The organism is Pseudomonas sp. SDO5522_S412 (assembly GCF_054071215.1).
Genome location: NZ_JBSVWQ010000185.1, coordinates 1 through 11,178 on the forward strand (window position 1 = coordinate 1; position 11,178 = coordinate 11,178).

Annotated in this window: 8 protein-coding genes and 1 pseudogene; 4 read left to right on the forward strand and 5 right to left on the reverse strand. The window is 61.6% G+C overall.

Translation table 11 applies throughout. The features are described 5' to 3' along the window. Window positions 1–131 precede the first annotated feature (131 nt). From accC to ACW9I6_RS25575, 5 genes and pseudogenes are all read right to left on the reverse strand, one after another. Window positions 132–1,493 (reverse strand): acetyl-CoA carboxylase biotin carboxylase subunit, encoded by a 1,362-nt coding sequence (gene accC / locus ACW9I6_RS25555; RefSeq protein ID WP_003217312.1) that lies wholly within the window; start codon window positions 1,491–1,493, stop codon window positions 132–134. Between the two features lie 17 nt (window positions 1,494–1,510). Then, complete coding sequence (accB, locus tag ACW9I6_RS25560) at window positions 1,511–1,972, reverse strand: acetyl-CoA carboxylase biotin carboxyl carrier protein (RefSeq protein WP_003217309.1); 462 nt, start codon at window positions 1,970–1,972, stop codon at window positions 1,511–1,513. 25 nt (window positions 1,973–1,997) lie between these two features. Continuing rightward, window positions 1,998–2,453, reverse strand: coding sequence for a type II 3-dehydroquinate dehydratase (gene aroQ, locus ACW9I6_RS25565; RefSeq protein WP_003217307.1), 456 nt, complete (start codon window positions 2,451–2,453; stop codon window positions 1,998–2,000). Between the two features lie 264 nt (window positions 2,454–2,717). Then, window positions 2,718–3,224 (reverse strand): annotated as a pseudogene (locus tag ACW9I6_RS25570) (methyl-accepting chemotaxis protein); the annotation flags it as partial. Window positions 3,225–4,731: 1,507 nt separating this feature from the next. Then, entirely contained in the window at window positions 4,732–6,402 is a 1,671-nt protein-coding gene (locus tag ACW9I6_RS25575) for a response regulator (protein WP_008439016.1), read from the reverse strand. Between the two features lie 274 nt (window positions 6,403–6,676). Between ACW9I6_RS25575 and ACW9I6_RS25580 the strand changes: the two genes are divergently transcribed. From ACW9I6_RS25580 to speA, 4 genes are all read left to right on the forward strand, one after another. Beyond that, window positions 6,677–7,744 (forward strand): DUF2333 family protein, encoded by a 1,068-nt coding sequence (locus tag ACW9I6_RS25580; protein ID WP_003217301.1) that lies wholly within the window; start codon window positions 6,677–6,679, stop codon window positions 7,742–7,744. Window positions 7,745–7,746: 2 nt separating this feature from the next. Next, window positions 7,747–8,283 (forward strand): NUDIX hydrolase, encoded by a 537-nt coding sequence (locus tag ACW9I6_RS25585; RefSeq protein ID WP_008439015.1) that lies wholly within the window; start codon window positions 7,747–7,749, stop codon window positions 8,281–8,283. A gap of 297 nt (window positions 8,284–8,580) precedes the next feature. Then, window positions 8,581–8,952 (forward strand): translation initiation factor Sui1, encoded by a 372-nt coding sequence (locus ACW9I6_RS25590; RefSeq protein ID WP_003217297.1) that lies wholly within the window; start codon window positions 8,581–8,583, stop codon window positions 8,950–8,952. Between the two features lie 212 nt (window positions 8,953–9,164). Continuing rightward, window positions 9,165–11,078, forward strand: coding sequence for an arginine decarboxylase (speA, locus tag ACW9I6_RS25595; RefSeq protein WP_003217295.1), 1,914 nt, complete (start codon window positions 9,165–9,167; stop codon window positions 11,076–11,078). The last annotated feature ends 100 nt before the right edge of the window (window positions 11,079–11,178 follow it).

Sequence of the window (11,178 nt, forward strand, 5' to 3'; positions counted from 1 at the left end):
ATGTGTTGACTGGCACACCGCATTCGCGAGCAAGCCCGCTCCCACAAGGGGAATGTATCCATCCAGAAAAATCGGGTGGGCAGAAACAACAAAACCGCCCGAAGGCGGCTTTGTTGGGTGGAGCACTTCGCTTACTGATTAGCCAGCTTGTGTTCCAGGTAGTGAATGTTCACACCACCTTCGCAGAAGCCTTCATCGCGAACCAGGTCCCGATGCAGCGGGATGTTGGTCTTGATGCCGTCTACCACAATTTCGTCCAGGGCATTACGCATACGGGCCATGGCCTCGTCGCGGGTGGCGCCCCAGGTGATCAGCTTGCCGATCAGCGAGTCGTAGTTGGACGGAACCTTGTAGCCGCTGTACAGGTGCGAATCCACACGTACGCCGTTGCCGCCGGGCGCGTGGAAATGCTTGACCAGGCCAGGGCTTGGGATAAAGGTTTTCGGGTCTTCGGCGTTGATCCGGCACTCCAGGGAGTGGCCGTGGATCTTCACATCATCCTGGGTAAACGACAGCTTGTTGCCAGCGGCGATGCTCAGCATCTCCTTGACGATGTCGATACCGGTGACCATCTCCGAAACCGGATGCTCTACCTGCACACGAGTGTTCATCTCGATGAAGTAGAAACGGCCGTTCTCGTACAGGAACTCGAAAGTGCCCGCGCCACGGTAGTTGATGTCGATGCACGCCTTGACGCAGCGAGCCAGTACTTCCTGGCGAGCTGTTTCGTCCAGGCCCGGTGCCGGCGCCTCTTCCAGTACTTTCTGGTGACGGCGTTGCAGCGAGCAATCGCGGTCGCCCAGATGGATGGCGTGGCCCTGGCCGTCGGACAGTACCTGCACTTCCACGTGACGTGGGTTGGTCAGGTACTTTTCCAGGTAGACCATCGGGTTGCCGAACCAGGCGGCAGCTTCCGAGCGAGTCTGCTTGGCGGCTTCGATCAGTTCTTCTTCCTTGTGCACCACGCGCATGCCGCGACCACCACCGCCACCGGCGGCCTTGATGATCACCGGGTAACCGACTTCGCGACCAATGCGCAGGGCGGTTGCCTCGTCTTCAGGCAGTGGGCCGTCGGAACCTGGAACGGTAGGTACGCCGGCCGCGATCATGGCGTCCTTGGCCGATACCTTGTCGCCCATCAGGCGAATGGTTTCGGCTTTCGGGCCGATGAAGGCAAACCCGGATTTCTCCACCTGTTCGGCGAAATCGGCGTTTTCCGCGAGGAAGCCGTAGCCGGGGTGGATGCCATCAGCGCCGGTCACTTCAGCGGCGGCGATGATGTTCGAGACTTTCAGGTACGAGTTCGTGGCCAGTGGCGGGCCGATGCAGATGCTTTCGTCCGCCAGTTTCACGTGCATCAATTCGGTATCGGCCGTCGAGTAAACAGCGACGGTCTTGATGCCCTCTTCCTTACAGGCGCGCAGGATACGCAGCGCGATCTCGCCGCGGTTGGCGATCAGGACTTTTTGCAGTTTCTTCGCAGGTTTCAACATCGAAGGCGCTCCGCGGTTCAAACGATGGTGAACAGCGGCTGGTCGTACTCAACCGGCTGACCGTTTTCTACCAGGATGGATTCGATGACGCCGGCTTTTTCCGCCGTGATGTGGTTCATCATCTTCATCGCTTCAACGATGCAGATGGTGTCGCCCACTTTCACGGTTGCGCCGACTTCAACGAAGGCTGGCGAGGTCGGTGCCGGGGTGCGGTAGAAGGTACCGACCATTGGCGACTTGACCACGAAACCGTTCAGTTTTGGAGCAGCCGGAGCTTCGGCAGCAGCCGCGACCGGAGCAGCCGCCACGGGTGCAGCGGCCGGAGCCGGCGCTTGCATCTGTGGTGCGTAGAACTGTTGGGCCGGGGTCTTGCTGTGACGGCTGATCCGTACGGATTCCTCGCCTTCCTTGATCTCCAGCTCGTCGATACCGGATTCTTCCAGCAGTTCGATCAGTTTCTTAACTTTACGGATATCCATGAATCATCAACTCCCAAAGGGTCGGTCAGGGGCGCTTGGCCGTGTCTTCAAGCTGTTCCAGGGCGGCCTCCAGGGCCAGTCGGTAACCGCTGGCGCCAAGGCCGCAGATCACTCCTACCGCAACGTCGGAGAAGTAAGAGTGATGGCGGAAAGGTTCGCGTTTGTGCACGTTCGATAAATGCACTTCGATGAATGGGATGCTCACCGCCAGCAGCGCGTCACGTAATGCAACGCTTGTGTGCGTAAAAGCGGCGGGATTGATCAGGATAAAGTCCACGCCTTCGCTGCGCGCGGCATGGATGCGATCAATCAGTTCGTACTCGGCATTGCTTTGCAGGTAGAGCAGATGGTGGCCGGCATCACGTGCCCGTCGTTCCAGATCGAGGTTGATCTGTTCGAGGGTCACTGCCCCGTAGACGCCCGGTTCGCGGGTGCCGAGCAGGTTCAGGTTGGGTCCGTGAAGAACCAGTAAGGTCGCCATCGGCTGTTCCTTGTTATTGATGTGGGCACGGTAGAACCCGGCGACTATGCCGCAAAGCCTTTGTGACTGTCCAGTTCTATGCAGTAGGCAGCACGATTAGCGAGGATTGCGCAAAATATGTGACCGCAAGGCTGAATCCGGTCAGTGTGGGAGCTGGTTTGCCTGCGATGGCGGTGGTTCAGCCGCCACATGCGTTGACGGGTGCGCCGCCTTCGCGAGCAAGCCCGCTCCCACATTTTGATCTTCACAAGACGGGAGAGCCGGTCAGACGCGGAATGCCTGCACGGCGGTGTTGAGTTGCCCGCCTAGTACCAATAAGTGCTCGCCCTGGCGGCGTCCCTGGCCAATTCGCAGCAAGTTGTCCTCGCCCAGCTGGTGAATCCGCTCACTGTTATCGCGGATTTCACTCACGGCGCCACTTTGCTGGGCCGTCACATCGGCGATCCGCACGGCGGTGTCGGAAATGGTCTGGATCGCCCCGACGATTTCATCCAGCGCGCCGTCAGCCGCCTGGGCTTGTTCGGCAGTGGCCTCGGCGTGTTCGACCTGGGCACGCATGCCTTCCACCGATTGCCGGGCGGCGGTTTGCAGGCCGAGGATCAGGTGCTGGATTTCGGCGGTGGCGCCAGCGGTGCGCTGGGCCAGGGTGCGCACCTCATCGGCCACCACGGCGAACCCGCGCCCGGCTTCACCGGCCCGGGCGGCTTCGATGGCGGCGTTCAGCGCCAGCAGGTTGGTCTGGTCGGCAATCGAGCGAATCACCGTGAGAACGCCGCCGATGGTCGCGGACTCTTCGGCGAGTTTCTCGATCATCTGCGCATTTATCTGCACTTCGCCGACCAATGCGTGCAACCCGGTCAGGCTCAGGCCGATTACCCGTTGGCCCTGCTCGACGGCCTGGCCCGCGCTGCGGCTGGCCTCGGCAGCCTGGCTGGCGTCGCCGGCAACCTGCTGGATAGTCGCTTCCAGTTCGCCCAGGGAATCGCGAATCTGCGCGGTATCACCGGCCTGGCGCTCGGCCCCGTCGTGCATGCCGCTGCTCAACTCCGCCAGCGCGCTGCTGCTGCCGGCCACTTGCTCGGCGTTGCCTCTGATGGTGCCCACCAGGTCCACCAGGTAGGCGCGCAGGCGGTTCAGGGACTCTTCGATATCGTGCAGTTCGCGGTTGGTCTTGCCCAGGGCAATGTGTTGGCTGAAGTCACCTTCGGCCCAGGTGGACAAAGCGGGCGCCAGGTTGGTCAGCACCCGCGCCAGGCGCCGCTGCAAGGTGTCGATCAAGAGGGCGATCAGCAGAATCAGGCCGATCATCACGCCTTGCATCAGCCGCACTTCGCCCTGGATCTGCGCGTGCTGGGCGCGCACCACAGGCTCCAGCCCGGCGATGGCTTGCTGCACGGCGTTGATTTTCAGGTGGGTGGCGGTGGCCAGTTCGGTGCGTTGCTGGATTTGTTCGCGGGTGCGTTTCAGCTCGGCGGGGTAGCGGGTCAGCAGGCTGTTGAGTTCGCGCTTGAGGTCGACGCCGGTGTCCTGGGCCACGGTTTTTTCAGTGTTTTCCAGGCCCATCATGGCCGAGAAATCGTCGGTACTGGACTCGCTGCTGGCGGTCACCCCCAGTAATGGCAGCTGCCCCAGCACGTCAGCCTGGCTGCGGATATTACTGACTTCGCGCTCCACATCGTCGGCCAGTTCGCTGCGCCCGCTGCTCACCAGCTTGTCCCGGGCGAGGGAGAGTTTCGCCAGGTGCTGGGACGCAGCGAGCAACGGCGGCAGATAGCGCGCCGCCTCGGGCGTACTGACACCGCTGGCGTACTGGTTCAGTTGCTCCAGGTTGGCACCGAGTTCGCGTTCGGCTTGCAGCAACAGGGCTTGCGGGTCGCCGGCCAGCTTACCGGCGGCCAGCAGGTCGGTCTTGCCGAAGGTGTCCAGGTCGGCAAGGCTGGGGCGCAGGTTTTGCGCCAGCTCTGCGGGTAACTCATCCAGCTGCTGCAACAGGTTTTCCAGGCTCTGGCTGGCGCCGCTCAGGCGCAGGGCGTCGCCGCTGGCGAGGTAATCGTCGATATTGCGCGCGGCCTGGTTCTGGAACGTCTGCGACAGGCCAAGGTAGCGCTCCATCAGCAGGTAAGGCCGTTCCAGGGCACGTTGCGACCACCAGAGCGTAGCGCCCAGGGCCAGGCAAACGGCGACCAGAAGGAGGGTGTTCAGATTCGTCAGCAGCTTCAGGCGCATGCGTGGTTTCAACCGACAGCAGAAGTAAGTGCCTGAAGTTATTGCGTTTCCATTACAGAGTTATGACGGATTCGGTGGATTCCGGTGAAAAGGTGGCACTTTGCTTTGATGCACGCGCCGACATCACCCGGTTACGCCCGGCATCCTTGGCGCGGTACAGGGCCTCGTCGGCCTGGGCCGCCATCATCAGGCTGTCGGAGCCGTCGCAGAGCTCCACCACGCCGGCACTGAACGTGCACCACAAATCCTGGGGCTGGGCGGGATAGTGAATCTCGGCGAAGCGCCCGCGAATCTCGTCAAGTACTTGGCAAGCCCTGTCGAGGTCGGTGTCGGGCATCACGATGGCAAATTCTTCGCCGCCGTAACGGCCTATATAGTCGGTCTTGCGCAGGCGCTGCTTGAGAAACAGCGCGAGGCTCTTGATCACCCGGTCGCCCATGGGGTGGCCGTGGCTGTCGTTGACCCGCTTGAAGTGGTCGATGTCGAGCATCGCAAAACTCAGCGGCTTGCTCTCGCGGCGCGCGCGGAAGCTGCAGTCTTCGAGCAGTTGCAGGATGTGGGTGTGGTTGTACAGCCCGGTGAGGCTGTCGCGCACCATCCGCGCCTTGAGGTTGCGTGCCCGCGCGGCGCGGTTGCGTACGGTGGTGATCAGGTGCCGCGGCTTGATCGGCTTGGTGAGGAAGTCGTCGCCGCCTTCGCTCATGGCGTCCAGTTGCTTGTCCAGGTCGTCTTCGGCCGAGAGATAGATGATCGGCACGCTGACGTAGCGGTCATTGTGACGGATCACCTTGGCCAGCTCGGTACCGGTGCAGGCCGGCATATACATGTCGAGGATGATCAGGTCGGGCTGGAAGTCCGCCAGCTCGGCCATGGCCTGGATCGGTTCGATCAGGGTGCGGGTAACGATACCGGCACTGTTGAGCAGGCGCTCGGTGTGCATCGCCTGGGCCCGCGAGTCGTCGATGATCAGCACTTTATAAGGTTCGTACTGGGCGACGCAGGTCAGCACTTCGATTTTTTCCAGCAGGCTCGACGCCTCCAGGGTGCCGGTGAGGAACTCCTGGCCGCCGGCGCGCACGGCGGCCAGGCGGGTTGGGGTGTCGGTTTCGTGCAGGCTGAAAAACAGCAGTGGCAGCTTCTGCTCCAGGCCTTCCTGGGCTTCGGCGGCGAGCTTCAGGCCGAGGCCGGCGCCGCAGAAATCCACATCCATCACAATGGCCGCCGGCAAGCGCTCGGCCATGGATGAGCGAAACGCCGCCACGCTGTCGAGGGACTGGGCGCTCAAGCCGAAAAATTCCAGCTGCTTGGCCAGGCGGTCGGCGCGGTCGTGATCGGCCAGCATCACGTAGATCGGCTTGCGCATCGGCGGCAGCAGGGTTTGTTCCAGCTGGTCGCCCTGGCGCAGCCCGGTGCGCGACAGGCGCTGCATCAAACGGTTGAGTTCGGTGATCAGGTGGCTGCTCAGGCGGCCGCGGTTGTCGTCCACCGCCTTGAGTGAAGCGCCGATCTGGTGCGCCAGTTGGCCGTGTTCCGGCTGCTCGAAGCGCTCGGCAAAACGCAGCAGGCGCAGGTTGGCCTCACTGAGCTCGGACAAGTCAGTGGTCGACCATTCGCTGCGTTGCAGGCGCTGCCAGATCTCAAGAATTTGACGTGCCTGATGAATTACCCGCTGGGCAAAATGGTGCTTGAGACGCTCACGGCTGGGGTCTTCTGGCTCGGTCATATCCTGACTACTAGTTAGGCTGCATGCTGAGGTCGAACTGATGGCTCTATGCTAGCACCTCTTTTCCGTTGCACGAGTGTCATACGTCAATTAACTGCAAGGTCGCAGAGATTCATTTATCGACCATGCAGTCGCGCGGGCGTAAACAGCGTGCATCCTTTATAGTCGAACCGCGTACTCGCGCCACCCTGGCTAAAAGCGCCGCACTGCTCGGCACGATGGGGCAGGGTTGTGGTCGTAGCTATTGAACTCAAGTGATTGAAAGGATATCGCCATGCTGGACTGGAAAAACCGCGCAGGCAGTGCAAAGGGCCCGGCCCCTGAAACCAAGTCGGCCCCCCGCAGCTATTTCCGTAACCTGCTGATGAGCCGCGCGTTGCTCTCGCTGGTTGCGTTGTACCTGTTGGTCACCGGTGCCCTGGGTTGGTACTGGAGCGAAGAGCCTGCGTTGTTCCCGGTCCAGCAGAATGCGCAAATTGCCGCCGAGAAGGACGGCAAGCAGATGGTGGTGGGCTTTACCACCGTCGAAACCCTCAAGACGGTGGTGGGCACCCTGCTGAACAAGCCGGGTGGCTACATTTCCAACGACCGTTTCCCGCCGGGCCTGTGGATGGACAACATGCCGAGCTGGGAATACGGCGTACTGGTGCAGGTGCGTGACCTGACCCGTGCCCTGCGCAAGGACTTCGCCCGCTCCCAGTCGCAGTCGGCGGAAGACGCAGACCTGGCCAAGGCCGAACCGCGCTTCAACTTCGACAACAAGAGCTGGGTGCTGCCGTCCAGCGAGTCGGAATACCAGGAAGGCATCAATTCCCTGAGCCGCTACGAAGCGCGCTTGTCCGACCCGAATCAAAAAGGCGCGCTGTTCTATGCACGTGCCGACAACCTCAACAACTGGCTGGGTGATGTGGCGACTCGCCTGGGTTCGCTGTCGCAACGGCTGTCGGCCAGTGTGGGTCGGGTCAAGCTCAACACCGCGCTGAAAACCGAAGCGCTGGCGCCGGGTGAAGTGCCCCAGGTCGACGAAGAAGTGGTGGAAACCCCATGGATGCAGATCGACAACGTGTTCTACGAAGCCCGCGGCCAGGCCTGGGCCCTGTCGCACCTGCTGCGCGCCATTGAAGTCGACTTCGCCGATGTGCTGGCCAAGAAGAACGCCACCGTCAGCGTGCGCCAGATCATTCGTGAGCTGGAAGCTTCGCAAGAGCCGGTATGGAGCCCGATGATTCTCAACGGCAGTGGCTTTGGCATCCTGGCCAACCATTCGCTGGTCATGGCCAACTATATTTCCCGGGCCAACGCTGCAGTGATCGACCTGCGTCAGCTCCTGAACCAGGGTTGATGATGGACGCTTCCACCAGGGAGGCAGCGCACCGCGCCGCCTCCGACGCCGAACTGATTGCCTGGGTCGACGAGCAGGACAACCTGCTCGGCAGCCTCGTACGTTCCGATCTGCGCCGGCGCGGGCTGATCGGGCGCTGCACCTTTATTTTCCTGTTCAACTCGGCCGGTGAGCTGTGTGTGCACCGGCGCACCCTGAGCAAAGCCATGTACCCGGGTTTCTGGGACACGGCGGCGGGCGGAATGGTGGCGGCCCACGAGTCCTATGCCGAGTCGGCGGCCCGTGAGCTGGAAGAAGAGTTGGGCGTCAGCGGCGTCGAACTGACCGCCCACGATCACTTCTACTTCGAAGACGGCGACAGCCGGCTCTGGTGCACCTCGTTCTCGGCCGTGTGGGACGGGCCGCTGCGAATCCAGCCGGAAGAAGTCATGGAGGCGCGCTTTCTGCCCCTGGCGACGGTGCTTCAGGAGGCCGAGCAAAAGCCCTATTGCCCGGATGCCCAGGAAGGGTTGCGTCGTTATTTGGCCCTGCGTCGCTAAAGTTGCATAAATTGGCGCCATTTGGCTCTTAGCAAGGGGCGTTTTTGCCGTTACACTGCGCGACTTTTCAGGCTGAACCGCTGTTGTTCCACCCTGTAGAAGCGAGCTTGCTCGCGAAAAACGTAAGCACGACGCGTGCTGTCTGAAGGCCCGCGTTATCGTTGACGACCTTCGCGAGCAAGCTCGCTCCTACAGTGGTTTGAACATCGGCGGCTCAGTAGCGCTGCCCCTGCCTGAGTGGGGCTTCGCGGTCGATGATCCCATCGATCAGTCTTTGTCCTCCCAAGAGGATTGCCGGTGGCCAAAAAAGCCGCATCCTTCGCCGCCCTTGGTGGCCTGGTATTTTCCACCGACGCAGGTCGACACTGCCCGGACTGTCGCCAGCCCGTGGACGCTTGTACCTGCAAAACAACCCTGATTCCCGAAGGCGATGGTATTGCCCGCGTTCGTCGCGAGAGCAAGGGCCGTGGCGGCAAGACAGTGACCACCATCACTGGCGTGCCCCTGGCCGAAGAAGCCTTGAAGGAACTGGCCACCACGTTGAAAAAGCGCTGTGGCACCGGTGGCGCCCTGAAAGACGGCGTGATCGAGATCCAGGGCGACCACGTCGAGTTGCTGTTGGCCGAGCTGATCAAGCTGGGTTACAAGGCGAAGAAATCCGGCGGCTAGCAGCCTCTGTGAAAACCACCCCGATAGCCCGCTGGCTGAACGCGAACTGTCGTCCCCATGGTTTTCACAGAGCCTGTTCCTGACCGGTGTCTAAACTCTGTCCTGCAAGTGGGGTCTACCCCTCTCACAGGCAAATCGTCATTTTCATTCTTTAGACTGCGCCAGCCTCTGATCAGGCCGGTGCACTTCGACTTCATTTATAGGGGACTTCGATGTCCGTACGACGCACACGCAAAGACGATGGCAGCCAATGGACAGTTGCGGACAGCCGCAGTGTTTACGGGATTCGCCATTGGGGGGCCGGGTATTTCGCGATCAATGATGCCGGTCGCGTTGAAGTCCGTCCGAACGGCCCGAACAGCACGCCTGTGGACCTGTACGAGCAAGTCGACGAGCTGCGCAAAAGCGGCCTGTCCCTGCCGTTGCTGGTGCGCTTCCCCGACATCCTGCAAGACCGCGTGCGCCAGCTGACCGGCGCGTTCGACTCCAATATCGAGCGCCTGGAATACCAGAGCAAATACACCGCGCTGTACCCGATCAAGGTGAACCAGCAGGAAGCGGTGATCGAGAACATCATCGCCACCCAGGACGTGTCCATTGGCCTGGAAGCCGGCTCCAAGCCCGAGCTGCTGGCCGTGCTGGCCCTGGCGCCGAAAGGCGGCACCATCGTCTGCAACGGTTACAAGGACCGTGAGTTCATCCGCCTCGCGCTGATGGGCCAGAAGCTGGGCCACAACGTGTTCATCGTGATCGAGAAAGAATCCGAAGTCGGCCTGGTGATCGAAGAAGCCGCCAACCTCAAGGTCAAGCCACAGGTGGGCCTGCGGGTGCGCCTGTCGTCCCTGGCGTCGAGCAAGTGGGCAGACACCGGTGGCGAGAAATCCAAATTCGGTCTGTCGGCGGCGCAATTGTTGTCGGTGGTCGAGCGCTTCCGCGCGGCGGGCCTGGACCAGGGCATCCGCCTGCTGCACTTCCACATGGGTTCGCAGATCGCCAACCTGGCCGACTACCAGCACGGGTTCAAGGAAGCCATTCGTTACTACGGCGAACTGCGCAACCTCGGCCTGCCGGTAGACCACATCGATGTGGGCGGCGGCCTGGGCGTGGACTACGACGGTACCCACTCGCGTAACGCCAGCTCGATCAACTACGACATGGACGACTACGCCGGCGTGGTTGTGGGCATGCTCAAGGAATTCTGCGACGCGCAGAGCCTGCCGCACCCGAACATCTTCTCCGAGAGCGGCCGTTCCCTGACCGCCCACCACGCCATGCTGGTGGTGCAAGTTACCGACGTCGAGAAGCACAACGACGACGTGCCGCTGATCGAGAACAAGGAAAGCCTGCCGGAAACCGTGCAATGGCTGGTGGACCTGCTGGGCCCGACCGACATTGAAATGGTCACCGAAACCTACTGGCGCGCCACTCACTACATGAGCGACGTGGCAACCCAGTACGCCGACGGCAAGATCACCCTGGCCGAGAAAGCCCTGGCCGAGCAGTGCTACTTCGCCGTCTGCCGCCGCCTGCACGACTCGCTGAAAGCCCGCCAGCGTTCCCACCGCCAGGTGCTGGACGAACTCAACGACAAGCTGGCCGACAAGTACATCTGCAACTTCTCGGTCTTCCAGAGCCTGCCGGACACCTGGGCCATCGGCCAGGTGCTGCCGATATTGCCGCTGCATCGCCTCGACGAAGAACCGTTGCGCCGTGCGGTGCTGCAGGATTTGACCTGCGACTCCGACGGCAAGATCAAGCAGTACGTGGATGAGCAAAGCATCGAGACCAGCTTGCCGGTGCACGCTGTGAAAGAAGGCGAGGACTACCTGCTGGGGATCTTCCTGGTGGGTGCCTACCAGGAAATTCTCGGCGACATGCACAACCTGTTCGGTGACACCGACTCGGTGAACATCTACCAGCGTGACGACGGTTCGGTGTACAGCGCCGGGATCGAGACCCACGACACCATCGAAGACATGCTGCGCTACGTGCACTTGTCGCCGGAGGAGTTGATGACTCACTACCGTGACAAGTGCGCCAGCGCGAAGATCACGGCGGCGGAGCGGACTCAGTTCCTGGATGCGTTGCGTCTTGGTTTGACGCGTTCGTCGTACCTGTCCTCTTAAGCACACCGCTTCCAGGCTGACAAAGATCTCAATGTGACAGAGATCCAGTGTGGGAGCGGGCTTGCTCGCGAAGGCGGTGTGTCAGTCGATACATGTGCAG